Here is a 21,986-nt window from a genome sequence, read left to right as displayed (position 1 = left end):
GCATGGCAAGCACGTTTTCTTTTGATATTGTGAGTGATTTCGACTGGCAGGAGCTGGTCAATGCTGTGGATCAAACGGAGCGAGAGATTAAAGCCCGCTATGACCTCAAGGATACCCACACCACCCTTGAATTGACCAAGGAAGGACTGACGATTCACACTGAGAGTGAATTTACCCTTAACTCAGTGCATACCATTCTGCAACAAAAGGCGGCGAAGCGGCAGTTGTCTCTGAAAATTTTTGACTATGGCCCTGTGGAGGCAGCGGGCGGTCAACGGGTCAAGCAGTTCATTAAATTGCGGCGCGGCATCAATCCAGAATTGGCCAAGGAAATTAGCAAACTCATCCGCAGTGAATTTAAGAAGGTACAGGCCGCGATCCAAGGGGATGTGGTGCGCGTCAGTGCCAAGTCCAAGGATGATCTGCAAGCTGTGATCCAACGCCTGAAAACGGAGGATTACCCTGTGCCGTTACAATTTACAAATTACCGCTAGGAATTGCAGGGTCATGTTAGGGTCTGTATCGCTAGGGACGTTGGGGCTAATGGTCGGTTCACTGCTGACCGTGGTGGGGGCGGTGGCCTATGCCACAGGAAATGCCACGTTGAATCTGGCCGGATTTTTCTACGGCGTGCCCCTACTGCTGGGCGGATTGGCCTTAAAGGCGGCAGAACTTAAACCGGTACCCTATCGTGAACCGCCCACGGCGGAGGCGATCGCTGGCCGTGCCCAAGCCACACCCATTCAAACTCAAATCCGCAAGGATGTCAGCCGCTATCGTTATGGTCAAGAAGCCCATCTGGATAGCACCTTGGCCAGTTTAGGCTTGAGTCCCTCGGATGCCGAGCGTCCTGTGTTGGTGGCGATCGCCGAGACCCTAACAGACGGTGCTTATACACTAGTTTTAGAGTTTGACTCCCCAGCAGTTCCCCTTGAGGTGTGGCAATCAAAGCAAGCCAAGATGCAGACGTTCTTTGGCCCCAATATTCGGGTAACCATTACTGATCAGGGAAAAGACCGTGTGGCCGTGGCGCTCATTCGCGAATAAAGCAGTGGTCAACCCTGTGCCAATTGCCTAAGATTATTGATAAACCGTTTTGCTCTAAATTCAGGTGTTACGATAGCATCGTGATTGCGGCATTCTAACCAAAGAGTCAGACTTTTTGCGGCCAGTCTGCTCTTAAAAATAAAAGCGCATCTTTGACATGAGCAATTAGGGCTATGGGTAAAGTCATTGGCATTGACCTTGGAACCACCAACAGTTGTGTGGCCGTCCTAGAAGGGGGCAATCCCGTCGTGATCCCCAGTGCTGAGGGCGGACGCACTACCCCCAGTATTGTTGCTTTTGGTAAATCGGGTGAACGGTTGGTGGGTCAGCTCGCCAAGCGGCAAACTGTCACCAATGCCGAAAACACGGTTTTTAGTATCAAGCGGTTTATTGGCCGCCGCTGGGAGGAAACTGCTGAAGAACGTGCCCGTGTACCCTATACCTGCGTGCCGGGTCGCGATGGCATGGTCAATGTGCAAATTCGCGATCGCACCTATACCCCCCAAGAAATTTCCGCCATGATCCTGCAAAAGCTCAAACAGGATGCGGAAGCCTATTTGGGGGAACCCGTCACCCAAGCGGTGATTACGGTGCCCGCCTATTTTAGTGATGCCCAGCGCCAAGCCACCAAAGATGCGGGGGCGATCGCCGGCCTTGAGGTGCTACGCATTATCAACGAGCCAACCGCCGCCTCCCTAGCCTACGGCATTGATAAGCAGGATCAAGATCAAACCATCCTAGTGTTTGACTTGGGGGGTGGCACCTTTGATGTCTCCATTCTCCAACTGGGCGATGGGGTTTTTGAAGTGCGCTCCACCGCAGGCAATAACCACCTAGGGGGCGATAACTTTGATGAGTGTATTCTCGATTGGCTCTTGGCCTCTTTCAAGGAGCAAGAAGGAATTGATCTTTCTAAGGACAAAATGGCACTGCAACGCCTGCGTGAGGCTGCTGAAAAAGCAAAAGTGGAGTTATCGGGCACCCTGAGCACTTCGATTAACCTGCCCTTTATTACTGCCGATGCAACGGGACCCAAGCACCTTGAAATAGAACTCACCCGCCGTAAGTTTGAGGAACTTTCTGCCCATTTAGTGCAGGCTACCCTTGAACCCATGCAGCAGGCGATCGCGGATGCAGGTCTCACAGTTCAGGACATTGATCGGGTATTGCTGGTGGGTGGTTCCACCCGTATCCCCGCCATTCAAGAGTTGGTGAAGCAATTTTGTGGCAAAAATCCCGATCGTTCTGTCAATCCCGATGAAGCAGTTGCCATTGGTGCGGCAATTCAAGGCGGTATTCTCAGCAAGGAAACAACTGTTAAGGATCTGCTGCTTTTAGACGTTACGCCCCTTTCCTTGGGTATTGAAACCCTGGGGGGTGTCTTTACGAAAATTATTGAACGCAACACCACCCTCCCCACCAGCAAAACCCAGACTTTTTCCACTGCCACCGATGGTCAAACCGTGGTTGAAATTGCTGTCTATCAAGGGGAGCGTCCCATGGCCAAGGACAATCAACAACTGGCCTGCTTTGAACTCACAGGCATTGCCCCTGCCCCCCGCGGCGTACCGCAAATTGATGTTACATTTGATATTGATGCCAATGGCATTTTGAGTGTGTCTGCCGTTGATCGCGCCACCGGTCGGCAGCAAAGTGTGCGTATTACCAATCGCGGTGGCCTCAGCAGCATGGAAATTGAGCGCATGCGCCAAGAAGCCCTGATCTACGCCCAGGCAGACCAAATCAAAAGAGAAATTGCCGAACTGCGCAACCAAGCCGATGCTTTGCTATACAGTTATGAATCTACCCTTAAAAACTCCGGCATCGCATTAACCCCTGATCTGCGGGCGCGCATTGAGCCGGTGGTTCAGAGGATGCAGGCGGCGATGGTGGATGACAACATTACCCCCGAGGAAATTCGTCGGCGGATGGAAGACCTGCAGCAGGCCTTGATGATGTTGGGGAATCTGGTTTATCAACAAACCGCGGGTGGTTCAATGATGACCTCAAGTCCAACAAGGGATGGAGGCACAATCAGTTCCCAAGCGACTCAAGTTTTAGATAGTAACGCCACAATCATCAGCGATAATGAAGAAACAGTTGTTACAGACTATGAAGCAGTTGATTAATTTAGGTAACGGTAGCTATGGCTCGTGATTTCTATGAGATCTTGGGTGTTTCCCGCTCTGCGGATGCTGAGGAATTGAAACGAGCCTATCGGCGCTTGGCTCGCAAGTATCACCCCGATGTCAACAAAGAACCGGGCGCTGAAGAAAAATTCAAGGAAATCAACCGTGCCTATGAGGTGCTCTCCGATCCCCAAGCGCGGGCTAACTACGATCGCTTTGGTGAAGCCGGGGTTAGTGGCGTTGGAGCCACTGGCTTTAGTGATTTTGGCATTGGCGATATGGGGGGCTTCGCCGATATTTTTGAAACCTTTTTTGGCGGCTTTGCCACAAGCAGCCGGCGACAGCAAGGCCCCACGCGAGGTGAAGATCTACGCTATGACCTGAAACTGGAGTTTCGCGAAGCGGTCTTTGGCGGCGAAAAGGAAATTCGCATTAACCACTTGGAAACCTGCAAGGCCTGTCAAGGCACTGGGGCGAAGCCCGGCACACGACCTGTGACCTGTCCAACCTGTGGGGGCATCGGTCAGGTGCGGCGATCGGCACGAACTCCCTTTGGGAGTTTTACACAACTCACAACCTGTCCCACCTGTGGTGGTTCTGGCGTCGTGATTGAAGATCGCTGCGAAGCCTGCGGGGGGCAAGGCCATATCCAAGTCAGCAAAAAGCTAAAAATCACGATTCCTGCTGGAGTGGACAATGGCACTCGGCTACGGGTTTCGGGGGAAGGGGATGCCGGTTTGCGGGGCGGTCCTCCCGGAGATCTCTACGTCTATCTTTTTGTTGAACCCGATCCGGAGTTTCAGCGCGAAGGCAACAATATCCTATCGCGGATTAAGATTAGCTACCTGCAAGCGATTCTTGGTTGTCGAATTCCCGTGAGCACGGTGGATGGAGAGGTAGAACTCAAAATTCCCGCCGGCACCCAACCCGGTACAGTGTTAGTCCTAGAAGGGCGAGGCGTGCCCCGTGTGGGCAATCCTGTGGCGCGGGGCGATCACCTGATTACCGTTGATGTGGAAATTCCCACCCACATCACCCATGAGGAACGGGAGCTGCTGGAGAAATTGGCGAAAATTCGTGGCGAGCGCATGGGCAAGGGCGGCTTAGAAGGGTTCCTCGGCAGCTTATTTGGTGGTTAGGGGGCGTTGCCTAAAATAGAAAAAAGCATTGGGGGCGCCGGCCATGCTGACTGAGGTCTTAACAGCACTAGAGCAAGGAAATTTCCAACAGGCAGAAAAACTGCTGGCAACCTTGCCTCCCGAAGACCCGCGGGTGCTCCTGTGCCGAGGGCACCTCCATCTTAAGACAGAGCAGCTTGAGGCGGCTGAGTCAAACTTTCGCCAATTACTGCGGCTGAACTGTGGCCCCAAACTGACGCAAATGGCACGGCGCGGTCTTGAAAAAATTGAGCAACTTCGCCAACAGCAGCGACAACAGGCCATTCTAGAAACCCATACTGTGGTGGGAGTAGAGCAGCAGGGAGTTCTTGTCTTGGAGGGGGTGGTTGCTCCTGAGCAGCGGACAACCCTTGCCCGACTGTTGGCCACCATGTTCAAGATGGATCCCTACACAGCGCGATTGTTGATTCCATCGCGGGGCTGGCGTTTGATCCGCACGGGAAATTTTGCGGAACTTACTGTCTATTGCCAAGAACTGAAACAGCAGGGGTTTAGCCTCTTTTGTGTCCCCTTGGAGGTGTTGACGGCCACCCCTGTCTTACAGGTGCGTTATTTCACGGCCTTGGAACCACAGCCGCGGGTGGTGTGTACTAGTTCGTTATCACCAGAAGCTGTGGAGCTAACGTTTACTTGGTCACAGGTGAGCCAGCGAGTGGAGGGGTTGCTGCCGATTTTTGAGCAGGTGTTCGATCGCGATCGCCAAGGGCGAGTGACCCACAAAGAACAAATTCAAGATTATGCCCAGTGCTGTGATCTCCACTTACTGAGCCAAAATCAAATCCTGCGCTTTTATCGCGGCGGCTACCAGTTCCACCAGGGAATTCCCCTGAATCAAGTGGCGGAGGTAACCCAAAGCAATCTAGAGTTGGATCAAAATACCTCATGGGTGAAGTGGCGGCAGTTGTCGAGTCTCTGGCAGCGGCACTGTGGCGATCGCCCCGTATGGCAAGACTTCACCAGCTTCGCCGAAACCGCTTTCGACTTTACGGAACTCCTGAGCAAAATCCCTCCCCACATCAACCTTTTTCGCCGCGAAGACAGTCCTTGGGATGCCGCCTTCATGCTTTACAGCAGTTTAGCCTTTCATCGTGCCCGCAGTGGCAGCAACCGCTAAGCTAGAAACAGAAGTCTGCTCGTGCGAGTATCTGTGCTGCACCGCCTCCAACAAGCCATTAAGAATGATCTCATTGCCGGTCTGCTGGTGGTGATTCCCCTGGCAACGACGATTTGGCTATCGATTTCCGTCTCCAGTTGGGTGTTGGATCTCCTCACCCGTATTCCTAAGCAAGTAAACCCTTTCAAAACATGGCACCCGCTGTTGGTGGATCTCCTCAATGTGGCCGTGGGGATTATTGTGCCCCTAACGGGCATCTTGCTGATTGGCTTGATGGCGCGCAATATCTTTGGGCAATGGCTGTTGAACACAGGTGAGAGCCTTCTCAAGCGCATTCCCTTGGCAGGGAGTGTCTATAAAGTGCTGCAACAACTCCTAGAGACCATTCTGCGGGACTCGCGCGATCGCTTTCGCCGTGTGGTGTTGGTGGAGTACCCGCGGCCGGGGCTATGGGCTGTGGCTTTTGTCACTGGGACAATTAACGGTTCATTGCAGACGGTGTTCTCGGAACCGATGCTGAGTCTATTTATCCCCTCCTCCCCTAACCCGACGACGGGTTGGTATGTGATTGCCAGTGAGCGGGATGTGCGAGACTTGGATATTTCGATCGAGGATGCCTTTAAGCTGATTATTTCCGGGGGAATTGTAACACCGGGATCGGTTCCCACCTCAGCCCTGCCCCCGGCTACTGCTTCGGTGCCCTAAGAACTCTTTTTTGAGGATTGACCCATGATTACTGCGCGTCGTGTTGCCCGTGAATTAGCTTTGCTCAGTGCGGCTCAGGTGTTACGCCAACCGAAACTGCTCGATGAAAGTGACTGCCGCAGCTTAATTCTGATGGCAGTACGGACACTGGCAAGTGATGTGCGCGATACCCTCGAACAGGCCGCCACCGAACTGAGTGACAGTCAGCGCCTACTTCGCCACAGTGAGTTGCAGTTGCCCCACCTTGAAAAGGCTCAAGTGGTGCTCCAAGAGGCTCTCCGGCGGGCGGAAAAGGGTTTGAATAAAATAGGCACTGCCCTTGATCTGCCGGAGATTCTGTACTTTGCTCACCAAGACGAAGTCCAAGCCTACGCGATCGCCCTCCTGCGCTGTTTGCAGCGGTATCGAGCCGAGATTGAGGATTTGGTGAACCGCTCAATGGTAGATTGGCAATTGGAGCGACTCACGCAGTTGGATCGCACGATTATTGAAATTGCCGTAGCGGAAATGCGCTATCTTGACGTAGCGAAGCAAGTGGCGATTAACGAGGCCATTGAACTGACTAAACGCTACAGCGATGAAGGCAGCCACCGCTTTGTCAATGGTGTGCTGCGGCGAGTCAGTGAAGCCCTCGACACGGCTCAGGCGGCCACGGGTAACTGAAACGACTGCCATAGCTGCTGCCGCCCCAGCTCCACATCCTCAGACCGACATTGCCAGTGAGGATGGGCACTCATCACTAAACTTTCGAGAGTTTCCCGATCAAAGAGATGCCAAACCGGGGCACCCTCAACGGGGTAGGCGATCGCCAGCAAATTTTCAGCCACACAGTGAATTTCTAAACAGGTGGCCGCCCGCTGAATTTGCAACTGCTGCCCCGGTAGGAGCGATCGCACCGCCTCCATGATCTCCCGCAGTTCGGAGATACTCTGAACACAGACTCCCGGAATAGCTACCCGCTGCCGGGGATTCCCATTAACTTGCAGCCAGTAATGACGGCTGGGATCAATCCCCAAAAGCCAAGGATCAACATCATCTAAGCGATAACGGGGAGCTAAGGACAGTCCGTGCATCATTTATCCACATTCCCAAATAACAGCATTTATATCCGGCGATCGCTAGGGATCACGCTTCCCTTATGTAGTGTGATAAGTCTCCTTTATTTGATCAATCAAACTTAATAATGCTTAATCTTTTGCTAATAGTTGTTAACAAACCCCCGTTTCCTAACCGGCAGGATCACGATTTTGTTACAGCAGCTCCAGAAACCCAGGGGAAATTAGTTAAAATGAAGTTAAGAATAGGTTAATTCCTGAGGAAAGAGGATAGGTAAGCAATGAATAAATACGAATTTTTACATCCCTACAGCCGTTACCACGGTGAGTTTACCCCCGAAAACTTTTTATTTGATGCCAACCTGCAGGAATTTGCCAGGCGGGTGAGCTACATTTCTAGCCTTGAAAACAGTGGTAAGCTCTCCCCAGAGGAAGCCTACAAGCAAATCAAAAATCTTTGGAAAGAATTAAAAGCCAGCAAAAAAAGCCTCCTAGACAGCACCTCCCCTAGCTAAGCTTGCAGGCGCTGGAGTGTCTCGCGAATCAATTCTGGCGGGACGTGATCTGCGATTTCCCCCTGGCCGATAGCGGTGGGGAGAATAAAGCGTACCTTCTGGGCCTGTACCTTCTTGTCATGCTTTAGGAGTGCTAAGAGTCCCTCTATGTCAAAGTGAGGGGGGATCGTTGTTGGCAGTTTTGCTTTGAGAATCAATGCCCGTTGGGCAGCGGCCTCTTCAACTGACCAATACCCCAAGGCCACCGCCAGTTCCCCGGCAGCAATCATGCCAATAGCAACTGCCTCGCCGTGATTCAAAAGACGATAGTTACCCATCCTCTCAAGGGCATGGCCGATCGTATGCCCGTAATTCAAAATGGCACGCAGGCCAGCTTCGCGCTCATCTTTAGTCACCACATCCACCTTGGCTTGGCAAGAACGTTGCAGGATTTGGATCAACGACTCAGAAGGTAGGGCACTCATGCGATCTAGACGCGGCAATTGACCTAACAAATTAAAAAGCACTGCATCCCAAATCACACCGTACTTAATCACCTCGGCCATGCCGGCACGGAATTCCCTAGGGGGGAGCGTAGCTAAGACCTCGGGATCAATGACCACAAGACGGGGTTGATGAAAAGCCCCAATGAGATTTTTGCCTTGGGGATGGTTCACCCCTGTTTTCCCGCCAATGGCGGCATCCACCATCGCCAAGAGACTGGTGGGAATCTGCACTACAGCAATACCGCGTAGCCACGTTGCTGCTGCAAAGCCGGTCATATCCCCAATGACGCCGCCGCCAAGGGCAAAGAGGGTGGAACCCCGCTCTAACCGCTGACTCAGAGCAGCATCGTAAATCTTTTCAACACTTCTTAGGGTTTTGTAGCGTTCTCCCGCCGGTAGGATACAGGGGGTAACCTGCCAGCCGCTTTCGACAAGGGCATTCTGGACATCCGCGCCGTAGTGCCGCCAAATTTGCGGATTGGAAACGATAAGGGCGGGAGCTTTGGGGGTCAAGAGGGTATATTCGGACAACAGGGTAGGTAACTGCTGCCGTGTATTCGCGCCAATGGCAATGTTATAGGAGTGCTCACCCAGGGGAACAGGAATTAGGGTCGTCATAGTTGAGGTTTCTGAAAGTATTTTCTCTAGGTCTTCTTAAGTATCACTACCGGGACGAGGAAACGCTGGCTTTGCTCGCCAAGGGGCAAAAAAGGGCAGCAGGAGCAGTGCAGGTAAGGCAGCCGCGATCGTAAAGAGAAAAAAGAGCGGCCACCCCATAATCTCTACGACTTTCCCCGCAGGGGCTGCTAAGACATCCCGACTAAAGGCAAACAGACTGGAGAGGAGGGCATACTGCGTGGCACTAAATTGCGGGTTGCAAAGGCTCATTAAAAGGGCGGTCAAAGCCGCGATCGCCAGCCCCGCACAGAAATTATCAATACTAATGGCCGCCACCATCACCGTGGGATTGGCACCGGCATTGGCCAAGACAAAATAGGAGACATTGCTGGAGGCTTGTAGCCCCCCCATGATCCAGAGGGCACGGTGAATCCCGATTTGACTGATGGCCGCCCCCCCGGCAAGAGCACCAAAAATCGTGGCCATCAGCCCCACCCCCCCCTGTACTGCTCCAATTTGGGTTTGGCTAAAGCCCTGCTGCAATAGGAAGGGGGTCATCATATTACCTGTGAGGGCATCTCCTAAGCGGTAAAGACAGATAAAGAGTAAAATCACCAGTCCAGTTCCCCAACCGTAACGCCGGAAAAAATCAAGGAAGGGTTGAATGACCGCTTCAGCCAAAGAGTGGGGGACAGGGAGATGCAGGGCCGGTTCCGGCGCCCACAGCGTGGTGATAATGCCCACCAACATCAGCAATGCCATGAGGACGTAAACCACCGGCCAGGGCAGTTGATCGGCTAGGATTAGGGCTAGGGAACCCGTAACCAAGAGCGCAATGCGATAGCCAAGGACGTAAACCCCTGCACCCGCCCCCATTTCCAGGGGGTCTAGAACATCGGCACGATAGGCATCCACGGCAATATCTTGACTAGCACTCAAGAAGGCAATGGCCAAGGCATTGACCGCCAGCAGCCGCAGGCTTCTACTCGGATCCTGTACCGCCATGAGGGCGATCGCTCCCAAGAGGAGCACTTGAATCAGCAGTAACCAGCCCCGCCGCCGTCCTAAAAAGGGGATCGCATAGCGATCCAGCAACGGTGACCAGAGAAACTTCAGCGAGTAGGGCAACCCCACGAGGCTAAACAGGCCAATGGCAGTTAAGTCAATGCCCTCAACGGTCATCCAAGCCTGCAGTGTTCGACCGGTGAGAAACAGCGGCAATCCCGACGAAAAGCCCAACAAAAGCAGTGCCGCCATTTTGCGACTTTGAAAAACCCGTAGGGCTGTGCCGATTCTCGCCATTCATTCTGTTCCCCTGCTTAAGACTTGCCCTAGTGTAGAGCAAAAGGGGCAGCAACCTAAAGACTACTGGCTTGACTAATGCGACTGGGGCGAAAAGCAGGCCGACAGGCATCCAAGGAAACGGGAACGGGTTTGACGTGCCAGATGTCTTTGCAGTACTCGGCAATCGTGCGATCGCTAGAGAACTTGCCCATGCGCGCCACATTGAGGATGGACATCTGGGTCCAGCGGGTCTTGTCGCGGAAGGCTTGAGCAGCCCGCTGTTGGCACTCCACATAGGACTGATAGTCCGCCAGAAGCATGTACTGATCCTCATTGAGAAGGGAATTGACAATCGGTCCAAACAAGCCCGGCTCCCGTGGATTGAAGTAATCAGAAATGAGCGTATCAATCACTTTTTTCAGCATTGGGTTGCTGTTGTAGTACTCACGGGGATTGTAGCCCTCAGCTTTTAGGCTCATCACCTCTTGAGCTGTCAGACCAAAGAGGAAGAAGTTCTCTGCCCCCACCTCTTGGCGAATTTCCACATTCGCGCCGTCCAGTGTCCCAATGGTCAGTGCCCCGTTGAGGGCAAACTTCATATTTCCGGTGCCGGAGGCCTCTTTCCCAGCGGTGGAGATTTGCTCCGAAAGATCGGCAGCGGGATAGACCATCTCTCCAAGGGAAACAGAGTAGTTGCTCAGGAATACCACTTTGAGGCGGCCATTCACATCACTGTCGTGGTTGACCATATCGCCCACAGAATTGATCAGCTTGATGATCATCTTGGCCATGAAATAACCGGGGGCTGCCTTGCCGCCAAAAATAAACGTGCGCGGCTGAATGTCCATGCGGGGATTGGCTTTGAGTTGCTCGTAGAGCGTAATGATGTGGAGCACCGCTAAATGCTGCCGCTTATACTCGTGGATGCGCTTAATTTGAATGTCAAAGAGGGAATAGGGATCGACTTCGATTTGATTTTTGCGCCAGATATACTCCGCCAAGCGCTCTTTATTGGCTTGTTTAATTTGCTGCCACTTGGCTTGAAAGGCGGGATCGGTAGCGTAGGGTTCTAGGCCTCGTAGATCTTCTAAGTGGGTAATCCAGCGATCGCTCTTCAGCGTTTCGGTAATCAAACTGGCCAAGCGCGGATTGCTCATCAACAGCCAACGGCGGGGAGTAATGCCATTGGTCTTGTTTTGGAACTTGTTGGGGTACATCTCATAGAAGTCCCGCATCAGCTCCTGCTTGATTAGCTCCGTGTGCAGTTCTGCCACGCCATTCACCGTATGGCTGCCGACACAGGCCAAGTGCGCCATGCGCACCTGCTTGGGATGCCCTTCCTCAATCAAAGACATGCGTGCCAAGCGTGCGGTGTTACCGGGGTAGCGCAGGCGAATCTCGTTCAGGAAGCGGTAGTTAATCTCGTAAATGATTTCTAGGTGGCGCGGCAGCAGTTGAGCAAAGAGTTCCACAGACCAGCGTTCGAGGGCTTCTGGTAGGAGGGTGTGGTTGGTATAGGCAAAGGTGCGTTGAGTAATGTCCCAGGCCTTTTCCCAACCCAGTTGGTACTCATCCACCAACAGCCGCATTAGCTCAGCTACGCCAATGGCCGGATGCGTATCGTTGAGCTGAATGGCCACCTTGTCGGGGAACGCATCAAAATGGGTGTGACGGCGCAGGTAGAGACGGATAATGTCCTGCAAGGAGCAAGAGACAAAGAAATACTGTTGTCGCAGGCGCAGCTCTTTGCCTTGGGGGGTATTGTCATTGGGGTAAAGTACCTTAGAAATATTCTCGCTAAAGGTTTTTTCAGCAACGGCTTGGGTATAGTCGCCGGCGTTAAAGACCTGAAGGTTAAAGTCTTGGGCGGCGCGGGCGCTCCAGAGGCGAAGCGTGTTGACGGTGTTTTTGCCATAGCCGGGAATCGGCGTGTCGTAGGGGGTACCAAACACTGTGGTGCTAGGAACCCAGCGCACGCGGTAGTGCCCTTGGGCATCGGTGTAGGCTTCGGTGTGGCCGCCAAACTTCACCTCGACGTTGTAATCAGGGCGGGCAATCTCCCAGGGGTTACCAAAGCGCAGCCAGTTGTCGGGCACTTCGTGCTGCCAGCCATTGGTGATAATTTGCTCAAAAATCCCAAACTCGTAGCGAATGCCGTAGCCGACAGCGGGAATTTCCAGAGTTGCTAAAGAGTCGAGGAAACAGGCGGCCAAGCGCCCTAAACCACCATTGCCCAACCCCGGCTCCGGTTCGCGCTCCATCAGTTCGTTAAGGTCAAGGCCAAAGTCGGCCATCGCCTGTTTGGCTTGTTCGTAGAGGCCGACGTTAATCAGGTTATTTAAGAGCAAGCGACCAATGAGAAACTCCGCCGATAGGTAATAGACCACCTTGGCATCCTGCTCAAAATAGGTTTGGGCGGTTTTAATCCGCCGATGTAGCAGGCGATCGCGCACGGTGTAGGCAAGGGCCATGAAGTAATCGTAGGGCGTAGCAAACATGGCATCCTTGCCCTGGATGTAGTGGAGATTATCAACAAAAGCGCGCTTCAGGGTTTGGACGGTCATCCCTGTGCGATCGCTCTCGATATACAGATCGCAGTGGTCGTCGTTGGCAGCAGGGTTAGGGTGGGAAACTGAATTAACAGGATGACTGTTCGGAGGGGCGGAATTATTCATGCAACCTGTGACTCTGAAGGAATCGGAAATAATTTAACTTAAGGCTAATACAGATTTGTGAAATGTACATTAGACTACTGCTGCGGGAATTTTAATAATTGATTTATCTTCCTTTACATTTTTTTAATCTTCTCAAAGTATGCCCTTAGCTTTTGGACAATCCCTAATCAAACCAACCAATTTCCGCATCCCCAAGGTGAGAAGCGTTGGGATTGGGGGTAGGAATTTCATTGACAAGGGGCTTAAATCCCACATCCTCAAAACGGTAGGGCTGAGGTGCACTCAGTTGACGAATGACTTGTTTGGCCTCTTCAAATTCGGCTTCTAGCGCCCGATGGCGAGCGCGGAGTTCCTGAAGCGCTGTGTCGAGAGCTTGGGCGCGATCGCGCCACGTTTGCACTTCCTGTTGCAATTGCTCTATCTGGATGTTCTGAGCAGTTTTCTCAGCTTCTGCGGCTGCCAACGCTGCCTTGAGGGTCGCCACTTCTTGCGCAAGTTCCGCTTTAGTGGGCTGCTGACGACTCCGCTTGCCAGCGGTTTGACTCTGCTTGGCAACCTCTTGCCGCAGTAAGTCGCTGAGATTTTGGTGTTCCATCAAATAACTAAGTCATTCACAGGATTCATCTTTGCATAAAATTCGCACTGATCGGCTATAATCGCTTGGAATTCTTTTGGCTGTGAGAGTGAAAAATGCTAACCTCGACCGCAATACCGCTGACCACAGAACAGGCACACCTCAAGATTCAGGGGGGCTATCGGTTATCGGGCGAGGTGAGGATTAGTGGAGCCAAGAATTCAGCCCTGGTGTTAATGGCAGGGGCACTCTTAGCGGCCGACACAACTATTCTTCGAGCAGTACCTGACTTAGCTGATATTCGCCGCCTAGCGGAAATTTTACAAGCACTGGGGGTGAAGGTACAACGCCTCGGTAGTGAAGCGATCGCCATAGATGCCACGGACTTAAATGCCAATGATCCCCCCTACAGCTTGGTCAGCCAATTGCGGGCGAGTTTCTTTACCATCGGCCCTCTGGTGGCACGGTTGGGTGTTGCCCGCGTCCCCTTGCCGGGAGGGTGCGCCATTGGTGCCCGTCCGGTGGAACTGCATGTGCGTGGTCTGCAGGCAATGGGTGCCGAAGTGACGATCGATCACGGTGTTGTCACCGCCAGTGCCGCCAAACTCAAGGGAACGCGAATTTATTTGGACTATCCGAGTGTCGGCGCAACGGAAACCCTGATGATGGCCGCCACCCTTGCCGAGGGGGAAACCACGATTGAAAATGCCGCCCAAGAACCGGAAGTGGTGGATTTGGCGAACTTTTGTATCGCCATGGGGGCAAAAATCTACGGCGCAGGCACCAATTCAATCACGATTGTGGGGGTTGATCGCCTCCACGGCACCGAATATGAAATTATTCCCGATCGCATCGAGGCCGGTACCTTTCTTCTGGCGGCTGCGGTGACTCGCTCGGCCATTACCCTTGCACCCGTGATTCCCGGTCACCTAACTCCCGTCATTGCCAAACTCGCAGAAATAGGAGCGACGGTTGAATTTCCCGATCCCACCCGTGTGCGCTTTACCCCTGCCCAGCGCTACCGTGCCACGGACATTGAAACGCTCCCCTACCCCGGCTTTCCCACGGATATGCAAGCTCTAATGATGACGTTGCTGGCCATCAGTGAAGGAAATAGTTTAGTCAGCGAAACGGTGTTTGAAAATCGCTTTGGCCATGTGGCTGAGCTGAATCGCATGGGTGCTGATATCCGCGTCAAGGGCAATCACGCCGTGATTCGGGGAGTCCCCCATCTTTCCGGTGCACCCGTGACGGGTACCGATTTACGCGCCACAGCGGCTTTGGTGGTTGCCGGACTGGCGGCTCACGGAGAAACCCATGTCTATGGCTTACAGCATTTGGATCGCGGCTACTGGCAAATCGAAGCCAAGTTGCGGGGGTTGGGCGCACGGTTAGAACGCTGTGTACCAAGTGCAGCCACTTCTCTGGTTTTTTAGTCTTTTTTTTAGCCCAGCCTTGGGAGCAAGCGGGAGTTCGTTGCCGATGCCCCCTGTCCATTGAGCCATCACATTTCCCAGAACTTCGGCCACGGTGGGGGTCCAATGCTGCCAAGCGCTAAGGGGTAAGGCCAATGCCCCCCAATAGGCCCCAAAAAGACAGCTTAAAAGAAGACCGGCGCTCGGTTGCTGTCGGCTGACAATTTGATGAGCTAATTCTAAATCCCAAGGGGCGATCGCCAAGGCGTAGCGGAGAATCTCCCCTCTTTCGGCGGGAACAGATAAAGGTTCAGCTGCCCAGGCGGCGTCTAGGTATTCATGGAGCAGGGTTTGGATGTCCTGCAACTCCTTTGCCACCGACACCAGGGGTTGATCCCAGGAGGCTAGCAGTTGGGGAAGCTGTAGGCACCAATTCCCTTGGTTGCGGAGCAGCCATTGCTGCGGCAGGGTTTGTGCTAGATTAGCCTCCTCCTGAGCCACGCCCCATAGGAGTCCTAGCAGAGCACCGCGAAACTGCTCATAGACTCCACCTCTGACCATCAGACTGATTGCTTTTGACCAACGACGGCGTAAAAGGGATCGCCGAAGCCCAACCAAGACCAAGGGGAGGGTAGATGGGTGTCAATCACCTTCAGGGCGGGAATGCTGTTAATGTAGGCTTGCACTAGCTGTACGCGATCGCCCTCGGTTGCGTCTCGCCAAGCCTGAATTGCCTTTTCAAAAAACATCCGATTCGAGAAGCTGACAATAACGATGCCTTGGGGCTGAAGGATACGGGCAATTTCTGTGAAGATGGCCTCTGGGTATTGCAGATACTGTACAGACACTGCGATTAGTACGGCATCAAAGCTGGCATCCTCTAGGGGCAAAGCCAGTTCTTTATTTAAGTCTTGCACAAAGTAACGATCCAGTCGCGGGTTACGGGCTAACTCCGCTGCATTCATCCCATGACCCACCACTTCCTTAAAAGAAACCTCTGGCGGCAGATGGGAGACCCAGCTACTCATGAGATCCAAGACCCGCATCTGCGGCTGCAGGTACTGGCGGTAGAGATCCGTCAGACGCGCCAGAAAGAAATCATCCACGTGGGTCACAAAGCGGGGCAGCGCATAGAAGAGATCATCGCTACGACTATCTAATTTTGTGCGCTGTTGGGGATTGAGAATCATTGGGCCAACTGCTGAGTGATCTCCTTCTTAAGATAACGAACCACCTCGGTTAAGGGGAGGTTGATTTTCTCCCCTGTTGCGCGAATCACCAGTTCCACTTCCCCATTGGCGATCGCCCGCCCCGTTACCAGTCGGTAGGGAATGCCAATCAAATCCGCATCTTTGAATTTCACCCCTGCCCGTTCATCGCGATCGTCGAGGAGCACCTCAATGCCTGCTGCTTGAAGCCGTTCGTAGAGGTCAGTGGCCACCTGCAGTTGCTGGCTGTCCTCAATGTTGGGCACGACAATGATCACTTGATAGGGGGCGATCGCCAACGGCCAAATAATCCCTTGGGCGTCGTGGTGCTGCTCCACCGCCGCCTGTGCCAAGCGGGAAACCCCAATACCATAGCAACCCATGACCAGCGGCACATTTTCCCCCTGTTCATTGGTGTAGGTGGCCTGCATTGCCTGAGAATACTTGGTGCCCAATTGAAAAATATGACCAATTTCAATCCCCCGCGCACTTTCTAGGTACTGGTTGGGATCGTGACAGGCGCGATCGCCCGCTTGGGCTTTGCGCACATCCGCCACAATTGCCGGCAGGGGACAGGCTTTGCCCCAGTTCACCCCCACCCGATGCTGCTGATCGCGATTGGCTCCCGTAATAAATCGCTGCAACTCCGTTACACTGTGATCGGCAATGCGAATCCACCGCGGAATAATTTGGGGATCGGCTTTAATAACGGCATCCTCTAGATCGGGGCCAATGTAACCAAAGGGAATGGGAGTTGCTGCCCACTCTTGGGCCGTATCGGCCTCCGCCAGCCGCAGATCCAGCAATTTTGTTGCGCCGTAATTGGGGGCAAGGGAAGTGAGAGTGTTGTGCAACTTGACGCTGTTCACCTCTTGATCGCCGCGAATACTCACCAACACCAGACCAACCCGGCCGTTATCAAAAACCGCTCGATAGAGGACATTTTTCACAATTTGGCTGGGATGGCACTGCAACTGTTCAACGAGGGCATCAATGGTTGCCGCATTGGGAGTCTCCAGCGTTGTCACCTTTTTGTAAGTTGTAGGCAGCGGATCTGGAGGCAGGGACACCGCCTTTTCCACATTGGCAGCGTATTGACCGTCAGCTGTATAGAGCACCTCATCCTCGCCGCTAGCGGCCAGTACCATAAACTCATGGGAGGCTGAACCGCCAATCGCACCCGAATCTGCCTCTACGACGCGAAAGGTCAGGCCACAGCGGTGGAGAATCCGGCTGTAGGTGTCGTACATTACCTGATAGGTCTCCTTGAGGCTGGCCACATCAGCATGGAAGGAGTAGCCATCCTTCATAATGAATTCGCGTCCCCGCATTAGCCCAAATCGCGGTCGAATCTCATCGCGGAATTTTGTTTGGATCTGGTATAGGTGAACGGGCAACTGCCGATAGGAGCGGATTAAGTCCTTGGCAAGGGTGGTGATGACCTCTTCATGGGTAGGGCCCAGTCCTAGCTGTCGCTGGCTACGATCCGTCAAGGAAAACATAATCCCCTCAGCCTTGGTATAGGTATCCCAGCGCCCAGACTCTTGCCACAGCTCAGCGGGTTGCAACTGCGGCAGCAAACATTCCAAGGCACCCGTGCGGTTCATTTCCTCACGGACAATGGCGCTGACTTTTTGCAGCACTCGCCACATCAAGGGCAGGTAGCTATAGATGCCACTGGCAATCCGTCGAATGTATCCTGCCCGCAGCAATAGTTTGTGGCTGGGAATTTCTGCTTCCGCCGGATCATCGCGGAGCGTAACAAAAAGCATTTGCGAGAGGCGCATAGCTGGGCTACCGATACTGCACAGAGCCTCTATTTTACGATTTACGATGACCAGCGATCGCTAAGGGGTAGCCGTTGGTGCAGGTTCCGCTAGAGGGGGTTGAACAGGTATCGGCATAGGGACAGCAGTGGCTTCGGGGGTTGGTGAAGGACTGGCGGGAGCAATCGTGGTCTCAGGGGTTGGCGTAGATGTGGAAGAGGCTGCCGGTGTGGGTGCAGGGGTGGTGACCTCTGGCGTCGGTGTTGCTGGGGAAATTGATTCTGGCTCGGCGGCGCGTTCAAAGGGACGTTTGGGGGCAGGGGGGGCGCTTTCCCACCAGGGGGTTGGGGGGGGCACTTGCTGCCGTTGACGCAGGCTCAGTTCGTAATCCCATTGCCAAATTTTATTCAAGGCTTCACGGTAGAGGGCGCGATCGCGACCAATTTGCTCAGCGGTTTGGATGGCTTCCTCAAGTTTGCCTTGCTGTGCCAAACGAATGGCTCGATCCAAAATGGGACGATCCTCGATTTCTTCTAGTTTGGCTTGCCAATCGTCACGGTAGTTAGCAACAACTCTGGCTAACACGGCATTAGGCGGGAAGTGGTTCAAAACTGTCAAGGCGGCTCGATACTCCTTCTGCTGGGCAAGGGCAATGGCTCCATGGAGCAGGGGTTGTTCATCAATTGTGCGCAGATCCCGCTGCCAAAGAGCAATTAAACCCTGGGCTTGACCCCGTTCTGGCTGACCAAGGGGCACCTGTCGAGCTTGAGCAATAGCCAATGCATACCCCCAGCGTAGGCGGGAACTAGCAAGCCACGACGCCCACTGAAGATGCTGCTGGTTACGTAACTGTTGCTGCCATGTCTTGAGGTAAGTTTGAGCTGCTCCATAGAATGGATCGGTGCTGGGAATTTGCTGCCCACGGGCGATCGCCTCCCAGTAGCCCAAAACTGTGCCCTTGGCTGCAAGCGCTTTGGCCTGACCCAAGATCACAATCGGGCGATTGTGGTAGGAAACATCGAGAGCTGGGGCAATTTTCTCGATAAGGGCTAAGGCGCCCTCGCGATCGCCTGCCGCCAAGCGTTCCTCTGCATAGGTAAACACTTCGGGAATCCAACGGCGAATATCCGCCTGGGCTTGGGAATAGACAACCGCCTGGGGGGGAATTTTTAGGGCCAGCATCACCGCCTCTGCTAGTTCATTGGCCGTTAACCAAGCCGCCAAATCCCGTGCCTGCACCAGTTGTACCCACGCATCCTGTTCTTGGGAGATGCGCACTAAGAGCTTTTGTGCCTGTTCGCGCCAATAATCGGTGCCCAGTTGGTTCATCAACTTCACCTGCAGTAATGCCAATCCCCAATCCTGCTGGCGCAGCGCCGCCTCGGCCGTGGCCAATAAGTTCCCCCCTTCTCCCGCGTTGGTTGCGGTCAGTAGCTCTTGGGCTTGGGAGTAGCCCGCTGCCATGGTGGGGATCTTTTTCAAAAGCAGGGTGGCTAGGTCAATATTGCCTTGGCTCAACTGTTGACGGGCAATCACCAATAGGGCAGCTGACCACTCGTCCACACGCCGCTTAGCTTGGGGAAAGAGGGGGTGATCTTCCGGCCATTGACTGACGGTTTCAATTGCGTGAGCAAGAGAGGGTAAGTTGCCGTGGAGGGCGGCTTGATCGGCACAGTAGAGGCGATCGCCATCGCTCATGATCAGGCCGGGGTGACGACAATCGGGCAAGGGGGGTAAAACCAATAGCCAAACAGTGGCAGTCATCAGGGTTGCCCCGGAGATTAAAAAGGGGATGAGCCAAGGCCACCCCTCATATGCCATAAGTCGTTGGCAGTAAGTTTGCCAACGGGCGGGCAGGGATTCAGGGGCCGTTGTCCCCCTAGGGGCGATCGCCAGCTCCCCTGACTTAGGAAACCGCCGGCACCACCGTTGCCAAACCTCTAGTACTTTCATTTCCTGCTGCGGCTCCTCACCCACTGCCTGGAGTTCCCTTAGGAGGCTAGGGAAGTCGTTAGAACTTGTTATAGCAAATCAACTTGGCAATTCCCTCCTCAAGTTGCCGTTTTCCACGGCAGGATTATAATTTAAGGATACGAATCGCAATAATCCTTAACATTTCTCCTGATTTTGCAGCGCCTGTGACCGCACTCTGGCAACGTTTGATTTTAATCTCTCCCTTTTTCTTTTGGGGCACTGCCATGGTGGCGATGAAAGAGGTGATGCCCCACACCTCGCCGCTGTGGGTTGCCGGTGTGCGCCTTGTGCCCGCAGGTCTTCTGGTTTTAGCAGTGGCGATCGCCCTTGGTAAACCCCAACCCAATCGTTTGCGGGCCTGGGGATGGATTAGTCTATTTGCCCTTGTGGATGGTTTTTTATTTCAGGGGTTTCTGGCCACAGGCTTATCCAAAACGGGGGCAGGCTTGGGGTCTGTCATGATTGACTCCCAACCCTTGGCGGTGGCGTTGCTGTCTCGCTGGCTGTATCAAGAGCGAGTGGGTGGTTGGGGTTGGCTGGGGCTACTTCTTGGCTTACTGGGCATTAGTGGCATTGGTCTAGGCGATGATCTATTGACTTTGCTCCATGAACCGAGCGCATGGCAAGGGATTCCCTGGGGACAGTGGGGGCAGCGGGGTGAACTGTGGATGCTATTGGCTGCCCTCTCGATGGCGGTGGGGACAATTCTCATGCGTCCCTTGGCACGCTATGCGGATCCCGTGGTGGCTACAGGCTGGCACATGGTCTTGGGGGGGCTACCCCTATTGCTCTGGCCGAGTCTCAATACTCCCGCCCCTTGGACAACCCTACACTGGGTCGATGTACTCAATCTTGGCTATGCGACCCTCTTTGGCAGTGCGCTGTCCTACGGTGTCTTTTTCTATTTCGCTGCCAAGGGGAACCTCACCAGTCTCAGTGCCCTGACGTTTCTCACACCAGTCTTTGCCCTCACCTTTGGCCATTGGATTTTGGGCGAAACCCTGAGTCCAATTCAGTTGGTGGGAGTGGGGTTGACCCTCATGAGCATTTACATGATCAATCAGCGCCAAGCTCTTGGGCGGTGGTGGCAAAAACTCCCCTTACCCACTCGCTTGCGTGAATCGGCAACGGCTGTCAGCGTTAAGGTGGTTGATAAATGAAATAGCTTGAGTATCCGAGCCGCAGCGTTACCAGCCCCCAGCAAGTTTATGAATCAACCCATTCACCTGATCCAGCTATCAGATTTACATTTATTTGCCACAGAGGAAGGCAGACTCCTTGGTCTGCCCACAGCTCAGTCCCTAGCTGCTGTTTTAGACGCAATTCGCCCTCATTTTCCCAATGCCCTTCTGCTGACGGGAGACTTGGCCCAGGAACCCGTTGCCACCACCTACGGCCGTTTGGCCACTGCCTTTGGGGACTTCACCTGTCCTGTATATTGGATTCCCGGCAATCATGATGAACCAAGGGCAATGCTGCCAGCCCTTGAACGTCCGCCGCTGAGGGGCGATCGCCAGGTTACCCTTGGCACTTGGCAAGGCCTGCTCCTCAGCTCCCAAGCAGATGGTAAAGTTCATGGTGAATTGAGTCCTGAGATTCTAAATTGGCTAGAGGAGACCTTGAGTCGCACCGGCGATCGCCCCACATTCATTGCTCTGCACCATCCCCCCTTTAAGACCGGTGCCCCTTGGCTCGACAGTAGCCGCCTACAGAACCCTGAGCATCTGTTTGCCGTTCTCGATCGCCATCCGCAGGTAAAACTTGTTCTCTTTGGTCACATCCATCAGGAATTTGCCATAGAGCGGCAAGGGGTAACGTATCTGGGTTGTCCTTCCACCTGTATCCAGTTTTTGCCTCGCGCCCCTGAATTTTCCCTTGAACCCATTGGCCCGGGTTTTCGTCATCTGTGGTTATACGCCGATGGCACATTTCGCACCCACATTGAGCGGGTAGAGATTCCCCTCACATTGGACTTTAGCGCCAAAGGATATTAGTACCGATTCAATTTAAGTGGCGCTAATAAAGGCTGTGTCATGAACAACCAGCCCGCCAGAGAGCAAATCACCCCTGTTGTTATCTGGGATCATACAGCTTGCAGCTTTTGAGGGTGGACATTTCTCGGATGGGGTGGTAGCCTGATCTACTAGATTGAAGGGCAAAATGTTAAAATAGCCTCGTTCCATAGCACATGAGACACTCCCGTCCTGAGCTGCCAGGGCGGCTCCGGTGAAAGCGCTCGTGGTA

General features: G+C 53.6%; 20 protein-coding genes. 11 read left to right on the top strand and 9 right to left on the bottom strand.

The window, feature by feature from the left end; genetic code table 11:
* Window positions 1–2: 2 nt before the first annotated feature.
* From Q0683_RS02410 to nusB, 7 genes are all read left to right on the top strand, one after another.
* Window positions 3–494, top strand: a complete 492-nt coding sequence (locus Q0683_RS02410) for a YajQ family cyclic di-GMP-binding protein (RefSeq protein ID WP_298612732.1) — start codon at window positions 3–5, stop codon at window positions 492–494.
* Between the two features lie 13 nt (window positions 495–507).
* Window positions 508–1,047, top strand: coding sequence for a DUF2854 domain-containing protein (locus Q0683_RS02405; protein WP_298976132.1), 540 nt, complete (start codon window positions 508–510; stop codon window positions 1,045–1,047).
* A gap of 173 nt (window positions 1,048–1,220) precedes the next feature.
* A complete protein-coding gene (gene dnaK / locus Q0683_RS02400; protein WP_298976130.1) occupies window positions 1,221–3,176 on the top strand; it encodes a molecular chaperone DnaK in 1,956 nt (651 codons plus the stop codon).
* 17 nt (window positions 3,177–3,193) lie between these two features.
* The gene (gene dnaJ, locus Q0683_RS02395) at window positions 3,194–4,315 is read left to right on the top strand and encodes a molecular chaperone DnaJ (protein WP_298612739.1); all 1,122 of its coding nucleotides are present in this window, start codon (window positions 3,194–3,196) and stop codon (window positions 4,313–4,315) included.
* Between the two features lie 43 nt (window positions 4,316–4,358).
* Window positions 4,359–5,468, top strand: coding sequence for a M48 family metallopeptidase (locus Q0683_RS02390; RefSeq protein ID WP_298976127.1), 1,110 nt, complete (start codon window positions 4,359–4,361; stop codon window positions 5,466–5,468).
* Window positions 5,469–5,501: 33 nt separating this feature from the next.
* On the top strand, window positions 5,502–6,173 hold the full coding sequence (locus Q0683_RS02385; protein WP_298976125.1) for a DUF502 domain-containing protein: 672 nt from the start codon (window positions 5,502–5,504) through the stop codon (window positions 6,171–6,173).
* 24 nt (window positions 6,174–6,197) lie between these two features.
* Window positions 6,198–6,836 (top strand): transcription antitermination factor NusB, encoded by a 639-nt coding sequence (gene nusB, locus Q0683_RS02380; protein WP_298612748.1) that lies wholly within the window; start codon window positions 6,198–6,200, stop codon window positions 6,834–6,836.
* On the opposite strand, the gene Q0683_RS02375 is transcribed toward nusB, so the two are convergent.
* On the bottom strand, window positions 6,815–7,249 hold the full coding sequence (locus Q0683_RS02375; RefSeq protein WP_298612750.1) for a hypothetical protein: 435 nt from the start codon (window positions 7,247–7,249) through the stop codon (window positions 6,815–6,817). The genes nusB and Q0683_RS02375 overlap by 22 nt on opposite strands.
* 260 nt (window positions 7,250–7,509) lie before the next feature.
* Between Q0683_RS02375 and Q0683_RS02370 the strand changes: the two genes are divergently transcribed.
* Window positions 7,510–7,743 (top strand): hypothetical protein, encoded by a 234-nt coding sequence (locus Q0683_RS02370; protein ID WP_298976122.1) that lies wholly within the window; start codon window positions 7,510–7,512, stop codon window positions 7,741–7,743.
* Here Q0683_RS02370 and aroB read toward each other — a convergent pair.
* The 4 genes from aroB to Q0683_RS02350 all read right to left on the bottom strand — a co-directional run bounded on the left by aroB (window position 7,740) and on the right by Q0683_RS02350 (window position 13,400).
* Complete coding sequence (gene aroB / locus Q0683_RS02365; RefSeq protein WP_298976120.1) at window positions 7,740–8,846, bottom strand: 3-dehydroquinate synthase; 1,107 nt, start codon at window positions 8,844–8,846, stop codon at window positions 7,740–7,742. The two genes, Q0683_RS02370 and aroB, sit on opposite strands and share 4 nt — an antisense overlap.
* Before the next feature lie 36 nt (window positions 8,847–8,882).
* Entirely contained in the window at window positions 8,883–10,148 is a 1,266-nt protein-coding gene (locus Q0683_RS02360; RefSeq protein WP_298976119.1) for an AmpG family muropeptide MFS transporter, read from the bottom strand.
* Between the two features lie 56 nt (window positions 10,149–10,204).
* The gene (locus Q0683_RS02355; RefSeq protein WP_298612761.1) at window positions 10,205–12,805 is read right to left on the bottom strand and encodes a glycogen/starch/alpha-glucan phosphorylase; all 2,601 of its coding nucleotides are present in this window, start codon (window positions 12,803–12,805) and stop codon (window positions 10,205–10,207) included.
* A 163-nt stretch (window positions 12,806–12,968) separates the two neighbouring features.
* A complete protein-coding gene (locus Q0683_RS02350) occupies window positions 12,969–13,400 on the bottom strand; it encodes a hypothetical protein (protein ID WP_298612764.1) in 432 nt (143 codons plus the stop codon).
* 95 nt (window positions 13,401–13,495) lie between these two features.
* Here Q0683_RS02350 and murA point away from each other — a divergent pair, with 95 nt between their 5' ends.
* On the top strand, window positions 13,496–14,815 hold the full coding sequence (gene murA / locus Q0683_RS02345) for a UDP-N-acetylglucosamine 1-carboxyvinyltransferase (RefSeq protein ID WP_298612767.1): 1,320 nt from the start codon (window positions 13,496–13,498) through the stop codon (window positions 14,813–14,815).
* Here the strand turns inward: murA and Q0683_RS02340 are convergent.
* The 4 genes from Q0683_RS02340 to Q0683_RS02325 are packed head-to-tail and all read right to left on the bottom strand — an operon-like array spanning window position 14,771 to window position 19,745.
* A complete protein-coding gene (locus tag Q0683_RS02340; RefSeq protein WP_298612770.1) occupies window positions 14,771–15,355 on the bottom strand; it encodes a hypothetical protein in 585 nt (194 codons plus the stop codon). The two genes, murA and Q0683_RS02340, sit on opposite strands and share 45 nt — an antisense overlap.
* Window positions 15,355–15,984 (bottom strand): class I SAM-dependent methyltransferase, encoded by a 630-nt coding sequence (locus tag Q0683_RS02335; RefSeq protein ID WP_298976116.1) that lies wholly within the window; start codon window positions 15,982–15,984, stop codon window positions 15,355–15,357. Before Q0683_RS02335 ends, Q0683_RS02340 begins: the two co-directional genes overlap by 1 nt.
* Window positions 15,981–17,789 carry a proline--tRNA ligase gene (locus tag Q0683_RS02330; protein WP_298612776.1) on the bottom strand — a complete coding sequence of 603 codons (1,809 nt, stop codon included), beginning with the start codon at window positions 17,787–17,789 and terminating at the stop codon, window positions 15,981–15,983. The genes Q0683_RS02335 and Q0683_RS02330 overlap by 4 nt, the downstream gene beginning before the upstream one ends.
* A 60-nt stretch (window positions 17,790–17,849) precedes the next feature.
* A complete protein-coding gene (locus tag Q0683_RS02325; RefSeq protein ID WP_298976114.1) occupies window positions 17,850–19,745 on the bottom strand; it encodes a hypothetical protein in 1,896 nt (631 codons plus the stop codon).
* Between the two features lie 161 nt (window positions 19,746–19,906).
* Here Q0683_RS02325 and Q0683_RS02320 point away from each other — a divergent pair, with 161 nt between their 5' ends.
* Window positions 19,907–20,902 (top strand): DMT family transporter, encoded by a 996-nt coding sequence (locus Q0683_RS02320; protein ID WP_298612783.1) that lies wholly within the window; start codon window positions 19,907–19,909, stop codon window positions 20,900–20,902.
* Window positions 20,903–20,950: 48 nt separating this feature from the next.
* Window positions 20,951–21,736, top strand: coding sequence for a 3',5'-cyclic-AMP phosphodiesterase (gene cpdA, locus Q0683_RS02315; protein ID WP_298612785.1), 786 nt, complete (start codon window positions 20,951–20,953; stop codon window positions 21,734–21,736).
* Window positions 21,737–21,986: the final 250 nt, after the last annotated feature.

This window comes from uncultured Thermosynechococcus sp. (assembly GCF_938074695.1).
Taxonomy (GTDB): Bacteria; Cyanobacteriota; Cyanobacteriia; order Thermosynechococcales; family Thermosynechococcaceae; genus Thermosynechococcus.
The sequence above is the reverse complement of the archived record's forward strand: the minus strand, read 5'-3'. Positions and strand labels throughout refer to the sequence as shown.

What these genes read in the sequence shown, in the direction of transcription:
- Q0683_RS02410 (WP_298612732.1), top strand. Translation starts at nt 3, where the DNA reads ATGGCAAGCACGTTTTCTTTTGATATTGTGAGTGATTTCGACTGGCAG.
- Q0683_RS02405 (WP_298976132.1), top strand. Translation starts at nt 508, where the DNA reads ATGTTAGGGTCTGTATCGCTAGGGACGTTGGGGCTAATGGTCGGTTCA.
- dnaK (WP_298976130.1), top strand. Translation starts at nt 1,221, where the DNA reads ATGGGTAAAGTCATTGGCATTGACCTTGGAACCACCAACAGTTGTGTG.
- dnaJ (WP_298612739.1), top strand. Translation starts at nt 3,194, where the DNA reads ATGGCTCGTGATTTCTATGAGATCTTGGGTGTTTCCCGCTCTGCGGAT.
- Q0683_RS02390 (WP_298976127.1), top strand. Translation starts at nt 4,359, where the DNA reads ATGCTGACTGAGGTCTTAACAGCACTAGAGCAAGGAAATTTCCAACAG.
- nusB (WP_298612748.1), top strand. Translation starts at nt 6,198, where the DNA reads ATGATTACTGCGCGTCGTGTTGCCCGTGAATTAGCTTTGCTCAGTGCG.
- Q0683_RS02375 (WP_298612750.1), bottom strand. Translation starts at nt 7,249, where the DNA reads ATGATGCACGGACTGTCCTTAGCTCCCCGTTATCGCTTAGATGATGTT.
- Q0683_RS02370 (WP_298976122.1), top strand. Translation starts at nt 7,510, where the DNA reads ATGAATAAATACGAATTTTTACATCCCTACAGCCGTTACCACGGTGAG.
- aroB (WP_298976120.1), bottom strand. Translation starts at nt 8,846, where the DNA reads ATGACGACCCTAATTCCTGTTCCCCTGGGTGAGCACTCCTATAACATT.
- Q0683_RS02360 (WP_298976119.1), bottom strand. Translation starts at nt 10,148, where the DNA reads ATGGCGAGAATCGGCACAGCCCTACGGGTTTTTCAAAGTCGCAAAATG.
- Q0683_RS02355 (WP_298612761.1), bottom strand. Translation starts at nt 12,805, where the DNA reads ATGAATAATTCCGCCCCTCCGAACAGTCATCCTGTTAATTCAGTTTCC.
- Q0683_RS02350 (WP_298612764.1), bottom strand. Translation starts at nt 13,400, where the DNA reads ATGGAACACCAAAATCTCAGCGACTTACTGCGGCAAGAGGTTGCCAAG.
- murA (WP_298612767.1), top strand. Translation starts at nt 13,496, where the DNA reads ATGCTAACCTCGACCGCAATACCGCTGACCACAGAACAGGCACACCTC.
- Q0683_RS02340 (WP_298612770.1), bottom strand. Translation starts at nt 15,355, where the DNA reads ATGGTCAGAGGTGGAGTCTATGAGCAGTTTCGCGGTGCTCTGCTAGGA.
- Q0683_RS02335 (WP_298976116.1), bottom strand. Translation starts at nt 15,984, where the DNA reads ATGATTCTCAATCCCCAACAGCGCACAAAATTAGATAGTCGTAGCGAT.
- Q0683_RS02330 (WP_298612776.1), bottom strand. Translation starts at nt 17,789, where the DNA reads ATGCGCCTCTCGCAAATGCTTTTTGTTACGCTCCGCGATGATCCGGCG.
- cpdA (WP_298612785.1), top strand. Translation starts at nt 20,951, where the DNA reads ATGAATCAACCCATTCACCTGATCCAGCTATCAGATTTACATTTATTT.